We start from the raw sequence: 17407 nt of genomic DNA, 5'->3' as shown, positions 1-17407 counted from the left end.
GTGTGTTCGTGACGACGGGTCAAGCCGGGACGGCCTTGGGGTGCTCGATCCCGACGGTGAAGAAGCTGATGGCCACCGGCGTGGTCCCCGGCGTCCGCGAGACGGGCCGGCAGGTGTTCCCGCTGGCCGCTCTCCAGCAGCTGCAGGCCCGGCCCGCTGCCGACCTGACCGTGCTCGGTACGGCCGAGGTGGCGGTGCTGCGCTCGGACGCCCCGCAGCGGGTGGAGGAGCCGGACCGGGAATGGATCGGCTTCGGCACCGACATGGACGCGGCGCAGCTGCTGGCCGCGCTGTCCGGCTGGTGGCGGTGCGACCCGGCCCGGGTCGCGGCCGGCGGAGTGCTGCCGGTGACGGTCGCCGGGTTCGTCGTCGCGGTGCTGACTGGCCTCACCGAGTGGGAGGCCGACGGCACCGTCGGCACCGCGGGGCGCTACCGCTTCCCGAAGGCGCGACTGGCCGGCTACCTGACCGACCTCACCGCCCCCGCCAACGCCGCAGACCCGGCCGACACCGAGGACGCGCGTCTGGCGGGCCTGCTGCTCGGCACCCGCCTGGCGTCCGTCTCCGGCGGCCCGATCGCCTACGCCACCACCAACCCGACCACCGATACCGCCGACGAGGGGGGAGTGACCCGCTGATGGACCGCAGGACGTACACCGCCGAACTCGCCGGTCTGCGCGAGCTGCGCACCGAGATCACGGCCGCCGAGAAGACGGTCGCGGCCGCGCAGAAGGAGCTGGACAAGCTCACCGCCCAGCGTGCGCGCCGGGTCGCCGGGCTCGCGGGGTACGAGGGCGCCCAGGCGCCGGCCATCGCGAAGGCCTCCGGGCTGTCAGTCGGCGACGTCGTGCGGATCGCGCCGCTGCTGGACCCGACCCCGGCCGCCGTCCGCGCGGCCAAGGCCGAGGACCAGGCTGCGGCCGCCGCGCCCGTGCAGGCACCGGTTCCGGTGGCCGAGCCCGCGCCGCAGCCGGTCGGCGCCCTCGCCCCGGCGCTGACCCGCCCCGCCCCGGCCCCCGCCCCGGCCCCCGTCGTCGAGCAGCCGGCCGAGGTGCCCGAGGCGCCGCGCGAGGTCGAGGACCAGGCCGTCGCCGCCGAGCAGCCCGCCCCCGCCGCCGTTGCCGCTGCTCCTGCTGTCGCTGCGCCGGTCGAGTCGGCTATCTCGGTCGCTTCGGTCGCTGTCCCGCAGTGGCCGATGGTGGAGGCCGGGCCGCGTGATCTGCCGACACTCCCGGAGGGCCCGGACGGTGCCCGGTTCGAGGCCGTCACCAGCGGTCTGGTGTCCAAGCGCCCGAACTTCGTGCAGCAGGCCCGCGCGACGGTGTTCCTGGACGCCGCGACCGGTGAGCTGGCGGTCCGCGACCAGGTCGTGCGCCTGGCCCTCGGCGCGAAGACGCCGGGGGAGATCCTGGACGCCGTCCTGGCCACCGCGCCGGGCACCGAGCGCATCTACATCACCGCCGGCGCCCCCTGGCACGACGGCGCCGAGCGGTACTCCACTCTCAAGGACGCGGTCGCCGCCTGGCTCAACACCCCCTCCGAGCGGTGGACGACCGCTGTCGGGGCGGGTCGGGACAAGCTGGCCGGGCACTTCGTGCACCAGCGCCAGCCCGTCGGCCGCTACGCCCCCGCCACCGCCCCGGACAGCGCCACCACCGAGATCCGCTCGATCGGCGAGTGGTTCGATGCGGACGGCGCCGACGCCGCGACGTGCCGCCAGGCGTTCACGCTGCTGTGGCAGGCACTGCGCCGGCACTGGGACGACGTCGTGTTGATGGGCTCCCCGTCGCAGACGGGCCGGGACCTGTGGTCGCGCACGATCCCTGCCAAGGGCAAGTGGGCGGGCGGCTATCCGGTGCTGTCGGAGGAGCTGCGCGCTCTGCTGCACGCCACTGGTGGGCAGGGCCGCACCGAGCTGATCCTGCCCCCGCGGGTGCCGGAGCAGTTGCCGGCGCTGGTGGAGTACGACCGCACGTTCGCCTACGCGAAGCACCTGTGGAAGTCCCCGGTCGGCACCCCGGCCCGCATCACCGCCCGAACGTTCGCGGCGATGACGGAGGCGGAGCAGGCGAAGGCGCTGATGTCCTGCTCGCACTGGAAGGTGCGCGTGACCGTCCCGGCCGGGTGGAACCACGTCGGGCTGCTGCCCGCCCCGGTGACCGGTGAGCGCGCCTGGGTCTACCCCTCCGACCCGGGCGCGACGTTCACCACCTGGGCGGGCGGCGCGGAGGTGCACCTGGCGCTGTCCAACCACCTGATGCCGTGGAAGGTGGAGATCCTCGGCGGTCTGGTCTTCGAGGACGGCAAGCCGCTGGACGACTGGGGCAAGAAGTTGAAGGCCGCCTGGGCGGACCTGACCAACCTCTCCCGCATCCACGGTGACGAGCGGCAGCGGCAGGCGGCCTACCTCGCCTCCCGCGCCGTGCGCAGCGTGCTGCTGTTCGGCCTGGGCGGCTTCGCCCAGCGTCCGCGTCTGGTGTCCGGCACCACCCCGGTGGGGGAGGCGCTGCCGGCGGGGGTGGAGATCCTCGGCCAGGACGGCGAGGTGGTGACCTGGCAGCGGCAGGCCGGGTTCTCCCGCGACCCCAACGCGCACCCCGAGTGGGCCGCCTACGTCTGGTCAGGGGCCCGGGCCGCGCTGCTGGACATGAAGTACCGCGACGGCAAGGAGATCGTCGGCGTCGCCGGCGCGCTGCACGCCCGGCCGGGCACGGTCGTGTACTTCGGCACCGACGGCATCGCCCTGACCGAACGCCAGCCCTGGCCCTACCGGGGCGAGCCCGGTGACTACCTCCTCAAGGGACACCTCACCGGGCCCATCCCGCACCCCACCAGCCAGGAGCAGTACCTCAAGCTGCGCGGCCAGGGCCGCGCCGAACTCGCCGCCGGAGGTGACCAGTGAGCCCCGCCGACCCGCAGAACCCGAACGAAGCCGCGAGGCTGACCCAGCAGCTGATCGACCAGGGCTACACCAAGCGCCAGGTCGCCAAGATGCTCGGCCGCGACGCCTCCCTCGTCTCCCAGTTCTTCACCAAGGGCAAGGGCGCCGCGTTCGTCGGGGCCCTGCGCCAGATGGTGCGGGCCGTGCGCGGCGGCGAGCGGGACGAGGAGGCACTGGCCGGCATCGCGGAGGCGAACACCTCCCGCCGCCGCACCAAGACGGGGCAGAAGGCGCGGGTGCGGGGCAAGGACGTGATCGGTGTTCCGGGCGGCAGCATGGCCGGACGCGCCGGGAAGCAGGCCATCAAGTCGGGCGCCGCGCACCTGGCGGGTGTCATTCACGCGGCCGCGGCCGCCGACGGCCGGGTCGCCCTGACGGTGCGCATGCGTGGGACGTTCTTCACCTTGGCGGCCGGGTCGAAGCAGGACTCGCCGGGCATCCGACGCGGTGTGGTCCCCCGCGCGGACGGCACCGAGGAGCGCACCTACGGCTCGTCCGCCACCGGCGGATTCCCCGCCACCGAATGGTCCCGTCGGGTGGCCGACTCCCACGGCGACGTCGTCCACGCCGTGCAGACCTGGCTGATCGAGACGGGCCGCGCCATCCCCGAGGCGGAGATCGTCTACCTGGAGATCCGCACCTGGACCCCCGACGGCCACCAGACCTCCGAAGTCCTGATCAGCTGACCACCGGCGGCACCCGACCACCTCCCCGCACCACCCGGCAGACGAAGGAGAACCACCGCCGTGCAGACCACCACCGCCACCGCCGAGCAGGACGTGCCGGCCGCTCTGCGCGCCCAGGCCGTACCTCCCGTCCCGGCGCAGCAGCCGTCCGGCACCACCGCCGTGAACCCGTTGCCGCTGCACTGGTTCCAGAAGGATGCCGTCGCGGCCGCGGTGAAGGCCGTCAAGAACGGTGGCCGCGCCACGATCGTCGCCGCCACCGGCTCCGGCAAGACGCTCATCGCCGCCGGCTGCGCTCGCCGCCTGGCGGCGAGGGGACGGGTGCTGGTGCTGGTGCCGACGATCGAGCTGCTGGAGCAGACCGCTGAAGCCTGGTCGCTGAAGGGCGGCCGCCGGGGACTTGCGGTGGCGGCGTGTTCGCGGGCGGAGGCGCTGGAGAGCGCGGAGGCCGGCGGCCGAGTCCACGCCCAGGTCACCACTCAGGCCCCGCGGATCGCCGACCTGGTGACCAAGCTGAAGGCAGGCGAGCCGGTCACCGTCTACGCGACCTACGCGAGCCTGGAGCGGATCGTCAAGGCGCACAAGGACTTCGGTCTCCCGGTCTGGGACGTCGTGGTCATCGACGAGGCCCACCGGACGGCAGGCTCCGAAGGGAAGGCGTGGGCGGCGATCCACTCCGACGAGAAGGTTCCGGCGCTGCGCCGCCTGTACTTCACTGCCACCCCGAAGATCGCCGACGACACCCGCGCGAAGGCCGGCCTTGCCGACCTCACCACCGACGCCGACGGCCAGGGCGCCGAGCAACTGCCCGCGCTCTGCTCCATGACGGACACCCGCATCTACGGCGAGACCGTCTACACCTGGACGCTCGGACAGGGAATCGAGCACGGCTACCTCGCCGACTACCGCGTCCTGGTCCCCGTCGTCACCGACGAGGACCTGCGTGAACTCCTCAACCTCCCCGCCGTCGCCGACCTCCGCTCCCAGCGCTCCAACGAGGAACTCCTCAGGCTGGCCCTGCAGATCGCCGTGCTGCGCGCGGTGGCGGACCTGGAGCTGCGCCGGGTCATCACCTTCCACTCCCGGGTGACCGCGGCCCGGGAGTTCGCCACGACCATGAACGCCACCGCCGAGCTGCTCCCCGACCGGGACCGGCCGGAGCGGGTGACCGCCCTCGCGGTGGCCGGCTCCGACAAGCTCAAGGACCGTCGGGCGGCGTTCGCGACCTTCTCGGCCTCCACCGGCGAGCGGCCCGGGGAGGAGGGCGAGGAGTGCTGCATCATCTGCAACAGCCGGCTTCTGAACGAGGGCATCGACGTCGAGGCCGTCGACGCCATCGTCTTCGCCGACCCCAAGAACTCGGTCATCGACGTCGTCCAGGCCGTCGGCCGGGCCCTGCGCCAGGCCTACCGGCAGGGCAAGGTCTCCTGGGTCATCATCCCCGTCTACCTCCCCACCCCGCTGGTCGGCGACGACACCCAGGCCGCCGACCCGGCCAAGGTGACCGAGGCCGGGGAGGCGGTCAAGGCCGAGGCCGACGAGGAGATCGAGGCCAGCTCGTTCCGCACCATCTGGCGCGTCCTGCGGGCGCTGGCCGCCCACGACGCCCGGGTCGTCGGCCGGATCACCGAACTGCGCACCAAGCGAGTGGGAGAGAAGGGCGACGTCACCGAGCCGGAGACGGGGGAGGAGTCGGGCGAGGCCGCCGACGGCGAGCAGCCGGACCCGCAGTCGCCGGTGGAGTGGCTGCGGATCAACGCCCGAAAGCACGCCGCCCAGATCCTCCAGACGGTGAAGCTGCGCACCTTCAACCCGCGCGCCACCGAGTGGCAGCGGATGTATCAACTGGCCGCCGCGTTCCACACCAGCCACCACCACCTCGACCCCACGGACAAGACCCGCGACGGCGCACTGATCTCCTGGCTCGACCGCCAGCGCTACCTGAGCGGCGCCGGCCTGCTCGCCCCGGTCCGCATCCACGAACTCGACCAGCTCGGCATGATCTGGGACAAGCACGCCCGCTCCTGGGACCGCGGCTACGCCCACGCCCGCGCCTGGGCCGCCACCCACAGCCACCTGGCGATCCCGGCCGCCGAGAAGCTCGACGGCCACGCCGTCGGCGCCTGGATGGGCCGCCAGCGCAAGAACACCAAGCTCACCGCCGTCCAGGACGCCAAGCTCACCGCGCTGGACGCGATGTGGCGCATCGAACCGGACTGGACCCGCTCCTACCGCCGTCTGCTCGCCTACCTCGCCACCGGCGGCACCCTCGACGGCCCGGCGAACCGCACCGGCGGCGAAGCCGACCCGACCTTCCGGCCCGGCGCCTGGCTGCGCAAGCAGGACAAGGCCCGCGCCGAGGAGAAGCTGACGGTCCAGCAGACCGCGCTCCTGGACGCCCTGCCCGACGCCCTCGCCGAGCAACCGGAGCAGGGCCCGGCCGAGCGCACGGTCACCTGGACCGCCGAGTGGACGTGCCGTGCATGCGGAGACGGGGGCGATGCCCAGTTCGAGGACGGCACCAGCGTGGACGCCGACCACGACTGCGACCAGGACGACGACGGCGCGATCGACTGGGAGGGCCGCGCCGAGTGCACCTGCGGCTGGGCGCTGGAGACCCAGTTCGCCAACGGCGACTACGTCGAGGCCGACCACCACTGCGTCACCGACCGGTAGCCCACCACGGGGGCGGCCCACCAAGCCGCCCCCGCCCTCATCCCGCCGACCAGGAAGGCCCCGCCCGCTCCTGCAGGGCTCCTTCGCGGACCTCTTCGACCGCTACGACGTGGGCATCCCACCCGCAAACCCGACCACTGCGTCCGGCCCGGGTGGTGCTCGCCTCCGGGACTCTTGATGGCCGCCGGGCGCTGCCTGCCCGCCTTCAGTGGAGTCGCGGCGGCGGGGCGATTCCTTGATGGTCACTCTGGGGCTCGGACGCCCACCTTGATGGTCCTCCCGGGGCGGTGGCCCATACCTTGATGGGCCACCAAGGTATGCAGTGGATACCTTGGTGGCCCGGTCACGGCTAGATAACGTCGCAGGTCAAAGCATTGGTGAGGGTGGGTCGGACACCTTGATGTCCGACCCACCCTGGGTCGCTCTTCTGCCGTTCGATGTGTGCCGGTCGGTGGGCGAGGGGTTGCCACCGCTCAGGTGAGCGCTGCGGTGACCTTCTCGATTGCCGAGCGGGAGGCTGGCGGGCAGGTGGGGCTGATCGCGATGATCAGCCGGAAGTCGTTGCTGGTCGTGCCTGCGATGGCAAGGGCGAGTGCGACGAAATTTGTGGTGGTGCCGCCGAGCAGTTGCTGCAACCGCGCCTGCCAGACATGGTCCGGGCGTATCCATGCCTGGCCGGTGCGCGCCGCCTCCACGATGAGCAGGGTGGGGCCCGCGGCCTTCGCCTGGTTGTTCTTCGCGCCTTCTGTGAGCTTGTTCGCGATGAAGGTCTCGACGTCCGCGAGGTGGTCAGTCAGCTCCGCGCTGGAGACCGTCATGGTGACCGAGTCGGCGCTCTGATCGGGGCCCGCGGGCGAACCGCTGATGTCCACCTCGATCTCGGGCTGCGCCAGCGTCGGGTGACCCACCTTGCCGGTCAAGGTGAACGGCTTGCCCACCGCCACCGACTGTGCGACCTGATCGCGGAGCCGGACGATCTCGGTCTCCTTGATGCGGGCCGGCTGCTCGGAGAAGCAGATCTCGACGGCGAAGCCTGTTCCTACGAGCTCGGTCTCGATCGCGTCCCGCAGGTCCCTGCTCTGGCTGGTCCACCGATTGGTGATCTCGATGTGCAGGGGCTCTCCGATGAGTTCGATGTCCGGCTGGGGCGTACTGCCCTCGGGCAGGAAGCGGAAGGGGACTCGGCCCTGGAGCTTGCCGGCGATGAGAAGTTCTGTCCGTACGTCCATGCACTCCTGCCAGGTGGAGGCGCGATTCATTGCCTTCCGCTTGGAGGTGAGGGAATGCCCGGCCGACTGAAGGCCGCGGATGAGATCTTCGAGTTGTTGCAGGACCTGCTGTTGACCGACAGAGCCGTCATAGGCGGCCCGGATCGGATGGCTCGGCCGTGTGCCGATCCAGGGCTTCAGGTCGGGCCATTGGTCGAACGGGTCCGATGGTGCTTCGGTGGAGGCGGTGTGCTGGGCCACTGATCGTCAACTCTCGTGCTGAGGGCGGCTACCGGGAGCGCGGGTTGGTCGGGACTCCACACCCTTGCATCCCAGCTGGACATCGCGCCAGCAGGATGTCCGCCCAGCTCCCTGTAGGCGCACGGCAGTCGCCGGTCGCCGCAGACGAGTACGGCGGGGCCGTTGCTGGACCCGGTCCTCGACCCGGGCAGCCCTGGCCGGCGGTGAGCAGCTCGGCGAGGGCCGGTTGCTCCTCGGCCAGCTGTAGGTTCACCACCACCGCGCCCATGGCGGTGGCCGTGGTGCCGATCAGGAAGACCAGGAACCGTAAGAAGGTCGTCCAGAGCCGATTCCAGGAGCGCCCGGCGCTGCTCGCGCGGGCAGTTCCTACAAGCGGACGCAGGCCGCGAGCTGCGCCACCAGCAGCGTGCTCAGCGCCAGCGGCGGGTGCTGTCGGACCTGGTCGAGCGAGCACCTCGCCCAGGGTGGCCTGGTTGTCCGAACGACCTGGCACGAACCGGCCTGCCGGGCCTGGTCCAGGCGGTGACCACCACGGTGCAGGCCCCGACCCGGTCCGGACCAGGGTGTGCGGCCCTGCTCCACGACGACCGCCTCGCCCTGATCCGGCGCGACCGGCCCGACGGCGTCCAGCACTCGCTGCCCGGCGGCCTGGTCGAGCCCGGCGAAGACCCGCACGCCGTGCTGCGCCGCGAGCTCCTCGAGGAGCTCGGCCTCGACCTGGACGACCTGCCCACCCGGCCGCGGCTGTGCTTCGCCCAGGACCAGGCCACTGCGCGACCGGGCCGTCGCCGACGCCCACACCGACCTGCGCACCGCCGACCGGTACGCCGACGCCGGTGACGAGAGCGCCCTCGCCCGCGCCGCGCTCGCCTACCAGGAGTGGCAGCGCATCCGTGGCGAGGCCGCCACCGCCGCAGGCGAGACCTACGACCCTGACCGGGACCTCGGCCTGCAACGGGCCCAGACCGCGGCCCGCCACCGCCAGGACGTCGCGCAGTGCGCCGCCGAGGCCGCCCACGACGCCCGGCAGCGCACCGACGCCGCGCACCGCCAGTTCGCCGGAGCGGCTGCCGGCCCGCTGTACACCGCCCTCGCCCGCGCCGGGCTCCACACCCTGACCGAGGGCGACCACCAAGCGGTGCGCGAGCTCACCCGCCACCTCGGCCCGGCCACAGTCCAGCAGGTCGCGGACTGGCTCGAGCGCACCCGCGCCACCGCCCACGCCCTGGCCGCCGACCAGACGAGGCCCACCCGGCCCGTCGAACGCCGCAACCGGTTCTGACCTTTTTGTTTAACCTCGCAGGTCACCCGACCTGCTGATCTGCGGTTCTTCCCGGGACAGCGGAGGCGGCCGTTCTCCACGCTTCGAGATGTCGAGTCACGAAGCCCAAGAGAACGGCCGCTGCATATGAGTCTCCCCCTTGACCCGCCCACGAGCGACGCATTGGGCATCTTGTCCCGCTTTCGGGTTGAGTTCTACGACTGCCTGTACGCTCGCCCGGACGCGCTCTTCGAGCTGACGGACGCGGTGCTGTGCACGGACGGACCGGTGAAAACGCTGGTGGAACTCTCGCTCGCGGCCGAGCACCGGCGCGGGCACGGCGCCCTGTACCAGGCACTGGACCGGGGATGGCTGGAGCCGACACGGCTGCGCCGCACCCTGACAGGCCTGCCGCTGCCACGGCTCGCGGACGGGAGAATCGCGCTGGTCGTCGACGTGAGCAACTGGCTCCGGCCCGACGCCCCGACCAGCGACGAGCGCCTGTTCTGCCACGTCTACGGCCGCGGTCGAAGCGCCGACCAGTTCGTCCCCGGCTGGCCGTATTCCTTCGTCGCCGCCCTGGAGTCCGGGCGCACGTCATGGGTCGGACTGCTGGACGCGGTCCGGCTGGGACCGGCCGACGACGCGACCGCCGTCACCGCCGCCCGGCTGCGCGAGGTCGTCGAACGCATCATCACGGCATGCCACTGGCACCGCGGCGATCCGGACATCCTCATCGTGATGGACGCCGGCTACGACGTGACCCGCCTGGCCTACGTCCTGTCCGATCTGCCGGTTGAACTGGTCGGCCGACTACGCTCGGACCGGGTCATGCTCCGTGACCCGGGCGAGCCCCGCTCCACCCCGAAGGGCGGACGCCCGCGTCGGCACGGCGGCGTCTTCACCTTCGCCAAGCCCGACAGCTGGCACACCCCGGACGCCGCCACCACCACCGCCACCACCCGCTACGGGAACGCCGAGGCGAGAGCGTGGGACCGGATGCACCAGCGCCTGCAAAAGCGCGGCCCGTGGCTCGACCACGAAGGTGAAATCCCTTTGATCCACGGCACGTTGGTCCGCCTCAAGGTCGAGCACCTGCCGGGCGAGAGGGACGCGAAACCGCTGTGGCTGTGGTCCTCCGCCACCGGCATCGACGCCGAGCACCTGGACCGGATCTGGCGCACGTTCCTGCGCAGATTCGATCTTGAGCACACCTTCCGGCTCATGAAGCAGACCCTCGGTTGGACCACCCCGCGCTTCCGCAACCCGGACACCGCCGACCTGTGGACCTGGCTCGTCATCGTCGCCCACACCCAACTACGCCTCGCCCGCCCCCTCGCCGAGGACCTGCGCCGTCCCTGGGAGAAACCGGCCCCGCCGAGCAGGCTCACCCCCGCCCGGGTCCGACGCGGGTTCCGCAACATCCGCGCGAAGACGCCGAGGCTGTCGCACGGCTTCCCCCGTCCGCGAGTCAAGAGCGCGATTTCGTGGTGCCGACAAGGAGTTTGCTGAGGTTGTGGACGGTGCCGAGGAGCTTGATCTCGGTGTCGACAGCTCGGCGTCCGCGGTAGTTGAGGTGTCGGCCGAACCGCTGGAAGAGCTGGGCGAAGCCAGGCTCGACGAGAGCGCTGCGCTGGCGGTACCGGGCCCGGCCGGCCGGGGTCGCCAGGCGGTCGGCCATGGGTTGTTGGCCGGCGGGGGCGGTCTGGCGCTTCGCGGGGAAGCCTGCCTGGTCAGCCTCGCTGGTGACCGAGACCAGCAGCGGCAGGTCGGCGAGCTCCTCGAAGGAGGCGGCGCTGGCGTATCCGCTGTCCGCGAGCCAGAGCAGGATGTCGCCCGCCAGACCTGCCGCGCGCTGGTTCTCCTGGGTCTTCCTGACCATCGGGATCAGTGCGGTGCGGTCCGAGGGGTTGTCGTGGAGGTCGATGGCCAGCAGGATCTGGCGGCGCGCGCAGACGATCTGCAGGTTGTATCCCTGCAGGTAGCCGCCGTGCTTGCCCAGTTGTAGCCGTGAGTCCGGATCGCTCAGGCTGGCGACGGCGGTCGGGGAGGGCATCGGCTCGGGGCTGCTTGCCCGCTCCAGGTGAGCGAGGGCCTTCGCCAGTCGGGCCCGCTGCCGGACCAGGACCGTCTTGTTCTCCATGGGCACGGGCGGTCGACCGTTGGCGGCCCGGCGCCCTGCCTCCCGGTCGGCCTCGGTCCGTGCTTGGTACTTCCTCAGTTTCTCCTGATGGGCCGCAGTCTCCGCGGTCAACCGCTCCTCCGCGCGGGCCACGATGCGTTCGGCTGCCTGAACCTTGATCCTTATCTCGTTGGCGGACGGCAGGGCGCGTTGGTGGAGCCGGTCCCGGGCCGTGCGAGCCCTGGCGAGCAGGTCACACAGGCGTGACATCCTCGGCCAGTCGTCACGCTGGGGCTCGTCGTCGGCGTCCGTAGCGTCGCGGGTCTCGACGCGCCGGGCATGGTCGCGCGCGTCGTCCATGAGCGCGCTGATCTCGTCCTCGCACCGGGCGATGACGGTCTCGAGACGCGGCAACTGCTTGTTGGAGTCACGGGACGCGTTCGCGTCCATCGGCGAGCCATCCACCGCGACCGCCGACAGATCGACCAGCCCACGACTGCCACACAGGGCCAGCACCTGCACGAACAGCCGGGTCAGCGCGTCGCGGTGACGCTGGACGAACCGTGCGACGGTGGAATGGTCCACGGCGCGGTTCGCGGTGATGATCCGGCAGCCCAGATCGTCCCAGCAGGCCCGTTCGATGCCGCGCGAGGAGCGTATGCCCTTGCTGTAGCAGTAGAAGATCAGCGCCACCAAGGCGGCTGGCGGGTAGGCGACGCCGCCCTGCCCGTCGGCACGATAGCCGCCCTCGAAGGCCGAGAGGTCGAGCCCTTCGACCACCTCAAGCACTCTCCAACACAAGTGCCCTGGCGGCAGCCACTCCCGGGCACTCTTCGGCATCTCAAGATCACGTTCGCGGTCGCACAGCAGGAAGTTCCGCCCCACCGATCCAGACTCCAACGTCCCCACGACGACTTGAACCGAACATCGAATCGCTCTTGACTCGCGGACGGGGGAAGCCGTGCGACAGCCTCCGGCCCGTCCGGCGGCCGCACCGAAACCGTCCCGGCCAGGGCCGGGACGGCCCGCAGGCTCGAAGAACAAGAACCGCGCCAAGCACCACGACGTCGGCAAGACCGTGAAACGCGCCGAATCGATCAAGGATCACCAAGCGCAGCGAGGTTAAACGCCAAGCTCAGTGGCTGTTGTCGTTCCGATCTTGAGGTGTGCTGGTCGAACGGGAGTCTCGATCGGGTGAGTGCGGCGGCCGGCGCGCATGAAAGCAGGGCCTCTTGGTAGCTCGAAGGGTGTCTACGCCAAAGAGCGGTCCAGGAGGCCCTGTTGTCGCAGTTCTACGGCATCGCGGGAGCGGGGTCCACTTCGGTCACTCTCGCGTGTGACTGCCTGGCACACCGGTTCGGGAACGCCGCCGATCACGGGGTCCGTGCGCGCCACTACCCGACGGACATGTCCGATGCGGAGTGGGCGGTGGTGCGGCCGCTGCTGCCGGTGCCGGGCTGGCTGCGCGGGCGGGGCGGGCAGCCGGAGGCGTACTGCCACCGCGCGATGTTGGACGCGGTCCGCTACCTCGTCGACAACGGAACGAAGTGGCGGGCCATGCCGGCCGACTTCCCGCCGTGGGACCGGGTCTACGCGTTCTTCCGCCGCTGGCGCGACCACGGTCTGGTCAAGGAGTTCCACGACCGGCTCCGCCGCAAGGTCCGCGAGCGGGCCGGGCGGGAGCCGGAGCCGAGCGCCGGTGTGATCGACTCCCAGTCGGTGAAGGCGGACGCCGTCGTCGGCGCCGACAGCCGCGGCTTCGACGGCGGCAAGCTGATCAACGGCCGCAAGAGGCACGCCGTGGTCGACACCCTCGGCCTGCTGCTGGGGGTGACAGTCACCGCCGCAGATGTCGGCGACCGCGCCGCCGCGCGGGTTCTGCTCGCCCAGGTGGCCGCCGCGCACCACCGGCTGGCGCTGGTCTGGGCCGACGGCGGCTACACGGGCAGCCTCGTCGAGTACTGCCTGGCCGCCCTCGCCCTGGTCCTCGCCATCGTCAAGCGCAGTGACGACATGCGCGGCTTCGTCGTGCTGCCCAAGCGGTGGATCGTGGAGCGGTTCTTCGCCCACCTGATGCAAAGCCGCCGCCTCACACGGGACTTCGAACGATCCGTCAGCAGCGCGGAGGCGATGGTCTACTGGTCGATGACGACGCTCATGACCCGCCGCCTTGCCCGGCCACGGCCTTCGCGAGCGTGAACCGGCCCGGTGCCGGCTCGGCCAGCCACCCCCGCGCTGTCAGCCGCTTCGCCTTCGACCGCAACGCCTCGATCTTCGCGGGCACCGGGTCCAGGCCGAAGCAGCCGGCCATCTCCTGGCACGTCAGCGGGCCTTGGCCCAGACGGCTCCGGTCCGCGAGGATCTGCAGGATGCGCTGGTAGTCCGCCGACAACGCCGACCAGGCCAGACCCGCGCGCCACATCGGCACCACCGACTTCCGCTTCACCGCCTCCGAAGACGCAGGCAGCGCCGGCTGTTCACCGTGATCCGACGGATTCCCTGCGACATCCGGGCCGACGGCGTCGCCCGGGGACAGCACCTCGCCGACGCGTGAGCGGGCGATGACCCACTCGTTCCACTCCCGCTCGGCCACGACCAGCTCGGCCTGGATACGGTCGGCCTCCTCCCGCAGATCGTCCATACGACGGCGAGCGGAGAGCTCGCGCTGTTCCAGCAGCCCAACGACCGACGGCATCCCGACCTCCACCAGGGCGACGACACGACACGTCACCACTCCCCGAGACCACCGACCCTATGCCCGACCAGCGGAAACGCAGCCCTCAAGCCCGGAAAGACAACAGCCACTCAGCCACCACTGATCGTCTGTCTGGGAGTGTCAGCGATTGTTGACCATCTCGCTGTCACCGGATTCTGGCTAATGAGGGCCATGGTTCATTCTTGACCTATGGTCAGGGAAGTGGTGGTGTTGGCCGTATGACAGGACCTGTTCGGATGACCCGCCCGACGGTGGAGGTTTTGCGCCTGCTGTTGGCGGCCTCGGCGCACGAGCCGTTGTGGGCGGCGAGGATCAGCGAGCGGGCGGCCTTGGGCAAGAGCACGGTCTCACAGATCCTGACCAGACTCAGCGAGCGGCAGTGGGTCGTGCTGCGCCAGGAGCAGGGCTCGCACCCGGGCCGTCCGGCGCGGGTGCTGTGCGAGCTGACGCAGCAGGGGTGTATGGAGGCGGAGACGGCACTGGCGGTACGGGGCGCGGGTGATCAAGGAGCCCCCGTGGCGCTCACGGTGGCTGCCGACCAGACGACCCGTCAGGGCCCGGCACGCAACGGAGATTGGACCCACGGGCTGCACCACCTGATCCGCCTGCCCGACTTCGAGGCACTGCGCCAGGTCGCGGCGGACCGGTCGCAGGGCGTCTCGGAGACTGCCGCAGTGGAGCGCATGGCCATCCTGCGGGAAGCGCTCGGTGCGCTCCAGGCCCTGAACGGGCTGCTCACGAGAGAGTTTCTCGCTCGCAGCGCTGTCGGCCCCACCCGCAAGGAGGAGCACTGGGACCTCATGAACGACTTCCTGACTGAGGCGAGCGAGATCTGCAGTAAAGCTCTGGGTGCTCACAACTACTGACACCTGCCGCAAGCCGGGGGCGGCAGGTGTGACGAATTCCCAGGTCAGCTACATGCAGACCATCACGCGAGCTCTGCGGCGGGCCGGTACACACTGCTGCCCTCGACCGGCAGCTCCGGGGTGGGGAGGAGGTCGAGCGGGCCGCAGGCCTCGCCGCGGGTGCGGGCGTCGGTGGCGAAGGCGGTGTGGATCCGGCCGACGTCGAGCAGGTGCTCGCGCCCGTGCCGGACGGTGAGCTGTTCGGTCTCCGGCACGGCGGCCCGACGGCGGGCCTCGGGGAAGGTCGCTGCCACCGCCGCGCCCTGGGCGGTGAGGTGCCAGGCCTTTGCCCGGCCAGCCTGCGGCAGGGTCACGAACTCGGCCAGGCCCTCGGTGTGCAGGCGGTCTCCAGATCCCCGTGCACGAATGTGCTCCCTCATTCCGAAGCGCGGGCGTGCTGCATGCCAAGCTCTGCCCGGCGGATGGCCGCCGGGTGTGACCTGTTGGTGATTGTGGGGGTGGTTTGGCCTTACATGCTGGATTGTCTGGACCTTTGGTTGGACCGGTTGGGGGGTGGGGGCCGGGGTGTGGTGACTGTGTGTGGTGGTGGGTGGGGTCGGGGGTCCGGTGGGGTCGGTCGGGGTGTGGTGGGCGGGTTTCCGGGTGTGAATTCTGCCGGGTATTCCGTTCGGCTGTTTTGGCGGATTGGTTCTGATGGTGTTGTGAATTCTGGTTGGAATGGCCGGGTGAGGGGAGTTGGCGGGGCCGGTGTTCGGTTTCTGCCGGGCCTCGGCCGGGCCGTCCCGCCGCCACCTCGCTGCCGCTGCTCCTCCGTCGCCGTCCGGGCCGCTGCCGGTCGGGGCGTGCCCTCCTGCCGCCGTCCGGATCTCCCGTCGTCCGGGTCGTGCCGCCGTCTTAGAAGTCGTCTCATTTGGTGAGTCGGCGGTGGCAAATCAGGGTTGCGGCGATGGTGGCGAAGGCAGCGAAATGGTCGGCCTTGCGTTCGTAGCGGCGGTGGAGCCGGCGGAAGCCTCCGAGCAAGGCCATCGTCCGTTCGATGGTCCAGCGGTAGCGGCCAAGGCGGCTGGAGGCTTCGATGCCGCGGCGGGCGATACGGTGGGCGATCTGGCGGCGTCGCAGGTAGGCGCGGATGAAGCGGTGGTCGTAAGCCTTGTCGGCGTGGAGCTTGCCGGGCCGGCGGCGCCTGGGGCCGCGCCGCGAGCGGATCGGCGGGACGGCGTCGACGAGTGGGATCAGGGCCTGGCTGTCGTGGAGGTTGGCCCTGGAGATCGCAACCGAAAGGGGCAGACCGGTACGTTCGGTGAGCAGATGGATCTTCGACCCATACTTGCCCCGATCGACAGGATTCGGACCTGTCAGATCCCCTTTTTCAGGGCCCGCATGTTCACCGAATCGACCGCGCAGTGGGACCAGTCCAACTCGCCCCGGGCGCCGAGCTCGTCTAGGACCAGGCGGTACAGCTTGGCCCACACCCGCGCCGCGGTCCACTCGGTGAAGCGCCGGTGCGCGGTCGGCCCGGACGGGCCGAAGCACGGCGGCAGCTGAGCCCACGTGCACCCCGACGTCGCGACGAACACGATCGCGGCCAGCACCTCCCGGTCCCCGTGCCGCCGCCGACCGCCGCCCTGCGGACGCGTCGGCGCCGGCGGCACCACCCGCTGGAACAGTTCCCACAACTCGTCCGGCACCAGACGCTCCACGATCAGCACGCCCAGAGTCTACTCAACCGCCCAAATGAGAGGACCTCTTAGTGCCGCGTGTGCTGGCCGCCCTCCGTCGCGGTCCCGGCGCCGCCGCCCTGTTGCGCCCTGGCCGCCGTCCCGGTCGGCCGTCGGGCCGTCCCGCTGCGCCCGGCTCGACCGCGCTGGCCGCCGTCCCGGTGCTGCTGCTGCGCCCTGGTGTCGGGGTGGTGGTGCTGGGTGGCCGTCAGGCCGCCGTGGAGGCTGCCCTGGAGGGTGTGCGGGAGGGCCGGTGACTGGGGTGTGGGTGCTATCGCGTTGCCCTGTCGCGGGGGGTGCTGTCGTGTGGTGTGACGTCGGCGGCTACCCGGTTTCCCCTGTGTGTGGTCTGGGCGCGACAGCATCCGCGACAGCCGCGGGGCGTTGCTGTCCAGTCCCTGTCCTACCTCTGTCCCCGGCTGCCGGGTATGTCCGTTTCGCTAGGACGGTCTCAGGGTGTTTCGCCTGGTGGTGGCGTCGTGTGTTGCGGGTTGGGACGGTGGTGGGACACCCCTGGGCTGGCGGTCGGCGGGGCGAAGACCGGGCTTGCCGTTGCGTCAGGGGTCGGCCTTCTCCTTGCGGCGGTGCTCGACAGGCTGGGTGGTGGGCGCGGCCGGTTGCTCGGTACCTGATCGGCGTCCGGCTTACCGAATGTTCAGCTGGTGCTTCGCGTCCAGTGCGATCCGATCCACATCGGCTCGCGATGAGACAGGGTGGCGCTGCGTCGAGGCTTTGGGGGCGGCGGTACGTTCCGGGGAGCCGGGCCGGGGCTGCGTATCGCATGCAGAAGCAGGCCGCGCGCGTACTCCACTTCCCTGTTGGCCTTGTTGCATCGATGTGCAGCCGAGTCGAGTTCTCTGCGCCGCGTGAACTCCTGCGCGCCATTGGACCTGCGGGGTTGGTTGCGTAGGCGGGCCAGCAACTCGGTTGCGTGGGCTTGGCCTTCGAGGTG

General features: G+C 71.1%; 14 protein-coding genes and 1 pseudogene. 10 read left to right on the top strand and 5 right to left on the bottom strand.

The window, feature by feature from the left end:
• The first annotated feature begins 56 nt into the window (after positions 1-56).
• The 4 genes from OG715_RS00075 to OG715_RS00060 are packed head-to-tail and all read left to right on the top strand — an operon-like array spanning position 57 to position 6303.
• Positions 57-638, top strand: coding sequence for a DNA-binding protein (locus OG715_RS00075; protein ID WP_266271877.1), 582 nt, complete (start codon positions 57-59; stop codon positions 636-638).
• Complete coding sequence (locus OG715_RS00070; protein ID WP_266271876.1) at positions 638-2902, top strand: hypothetical protein; 2265 nt, start codon at positions 638-640, stop codon at positions 2900-2902. Before OG715_RS00075 ends, OG715_RS00070 begins: the two co-directional genes overlap by 1 nt.
• On the top strand, positions 2899-3627 hold the full coding sequence (locus tag OG715_RS00065; protein ID WP_266271875.1) for a helix-turn-helix domain containing protein: 729 nt from the start codon (positions 2899-2901) through the stop codon (positions 3625-3627). Before OG715_RS00070 ends, OG715_RS00065 begins: the two co-directional genes overlap by 4 nt.
• A gap of 60 nt (positions 3628-3687) precedes the next feature.
• Entirely contained in the window at positions 3688-6303 is a 2616-nt protein-coding gene (locus tag OG715_RS00060; protein WP_266271874.1) for a DEAD/DEAH box helicase, read from the top strand.
• Between the two features lie 473 nt (positions 6304-6776).
• Here the strand turns inward: OG715_RS00060 and OG715_RS00055 are convergent, their stop codons facing one another.
• The gene (locus tag OG715_RS00055) at positions 6777-7772 is read right to left on the bottom strand and encodes a hypothetical protein (RefSeq protein ID WP_266271873.1); all 996 of its coding nucleotides are present in this window, start codon (positions 7770-7772) and stop codon (positions 6777-6779) included.
• A 426-nt stretch (positions 7773-8198) separates the two neighbouring features.
• Here OG715_RS00055 and OG715_RS00050 point away from each other — a divergent pair, with 426 nt between their 5' ends.
• The 3 genes and pseudogenes from OG715_RS00050 to OG715_RS00040 form a co-directional block, all read left to right on the top strand.
• Complete coding sequence (locus tag OG715_RS00050) at positions 8199-8612, top strand: NUDIX hydrolase (RefSeq protein WP_323182181.1); 414 nt, start codon at positions 8199-8201, stop codon at positions 8610-8612.
• Between the two features lie 298 nt (positions 8613-8910).
• A complete protein-coding gene (locus OG715_RS00045) occupies positions 8911-9054 on the top strand; it encodes a hypothetical protein (RefSeq protein WP_266271871.1) in 144 nt (47 codons plus the stop codon).
• Positions 9055-9180: 126 nt separating this feature from the next.
• A pseudogene (locus OG715_RS00040) lies at positions 9181-10464 on the top strand (NF041680 family putative transposase); the annotation flags it as partial.
• 40 nt (positions 10465-10504) lie between these two features.
• Here the strand turns inward: OG715_RS00040 and OG715_RS00035 are convergent.
• Entirely contained in the window at positions 10505-11935 is a 1431-nt protein-coding gene (locus OG715_RS00035; RefSeq protein WP_327063443.1) for a transposase, read from the bottom strand.
• 627 nt (positions 11936-12562) lie between these two features.
• Here OG715_RS00035 and OG715_RS00030 point away from each other — a divergent pair.
• The gene (locus OG715_RS00030) at positions 12563-13354 is read left to right on the top strand and encodes an IS5 family transposase (protein WP_266274514.1); all 792 of its coding nucleotides are present in this window, start codon (positions 12563-12565) and stop codon (positions 13352-13354) included.
• Here the strand turns inward: OG715_RS00030 and OG715_RS00025 are convergent.
• Positions 13311-13850 carry a hypothetical protein gene (locus OG715_RS00025; RefSeq protein ID WP_266274513.1) on the bottom strand — a complete coding sequence of 180 codons (540 nt, stop codon included), beginning with the start codon at positions 13848-13850 and terminating at the stop codon, positions 13311-13313. The genes OG715_RS00030 and OG715_RS00025 overlap by 44 nt on opposite strands.
• Positions 13851-14107: 257 nt before the next feature.
• On the opposite strand from OG715_RS00025, the gene OG715_RS00020 reads away from it, so the two are divergent.
• Positions 14108-14737 carry a hypothetical protein gene (locus tag OG715_RS00020; protein WP_327063442.1) on the top strand — a complete coding sequence of 210 codons (630 nt, stop codon included), beginning with the start codon at positions 14108-14110 and terminating at the stop codon, positions 14735-14737.
• A 62-nt stretch (positions 14738-14799) separates the two neighbouring features.
• Here OG715_RS00020 and OG715_RS00015 read toward each other — a convergent pair whose 3' ends face one another.
• Together OG715_RS00015 and OG715_RS00010 are read right to left on the bottom strand one after the other, a co-directional pair.
• Positions 14800-15156 carry a hypothetical protein gene (locus tag OG715_RS00015; protein WP_327063441.1) on the bottom strand — a complete coding sequence of 119 codons (357 nt, stop codon included), beginning with the start codon at positions 15154-15156 and terminating at the stop codon, positions 14800-14802.
• Between the two features lie 487 nt (positions 15157-15643).
• Positions 15644-16440, bottom strand: a protein-coding gene (locus OG715_RS00010) for an IS5 family transposase (RefSeq protein ID WP_327064189.1) whose coding sequence is annotated in 2 segments (ribosomal slippage) — positions 15644-16105 and positions 16108-16440 — 795 coding nt in all. Because the reading frame shifts where the segments join, the coding sequence is not laid out codon by codon here.
• Between the two features lie 47 nt (positions 16441-16487).
• On the opposite strand from OG715_RS00010, the gene OG715_RS00005 reads away from it, so the two are divergent.
• Positions 16488-16712, top strand: a complete 225-nt coding sequence (locus OG715_RS00005) for a hypothetical protein (protein ID WP_327063440.1) — start codon at positions 16488-16490, stop codon at positions 16710-16712.
• The last annotated feature ends 695 nt before the right edge of the window (positions 16713-17407 follow it).

Origin of the sequence: Kitasatospora purpeofusca (genome assembly GCF_036010405.1) — a bacterium.
Lineage (GTDB): Bacteria > Actinomycetota > Actinomycetes > Streptomycetales > Streptomycetaceae > Kitasatospora > Kitasatospora purpeofusca.
Note: the sequence above shows the minus strand (reverse complement) of the source record. Positions and strands in the feature narration are given on the sequence as shown.

Coding starts and splice junctions, on each gene's coding strand:
- OG715_RS00070 (WP_266271876.1), top strand. CDS start 638: ATGGACCGCAGGACGTACACCGCCGAACTCGCCGGTCTGCGCGAGCTG.
- OG715_RS00025 (WP_266274513.1), bottom strand. CDS start 13,850: ATGCCGTCGGTCGTTGGGCTGCTGGAACAGCGCGAGCTCTCCGCTCGC.
- OG715_RS00015 (WP_327063441.1), bottom strand. CDS start 15,156: ATGAGGGAGCACATTCGTGCACGGGGATCTGGAGACCGCCTGCACACC.
- OG715_RS00030 (WP_266274514.1), top strand. CDS start 12,563: ATGTCCGATGCGGAGTGGGCGGTGGTGCGGCCGCTGCTGCCGGTGCCG.
- OG715_RS00020 (WP_327063442.1), top strand. CDS start 14,108: ATGACCCGCCCGACGGTGGAGGTTTTGCGCCTGCTGTTGGCGGCCTCG.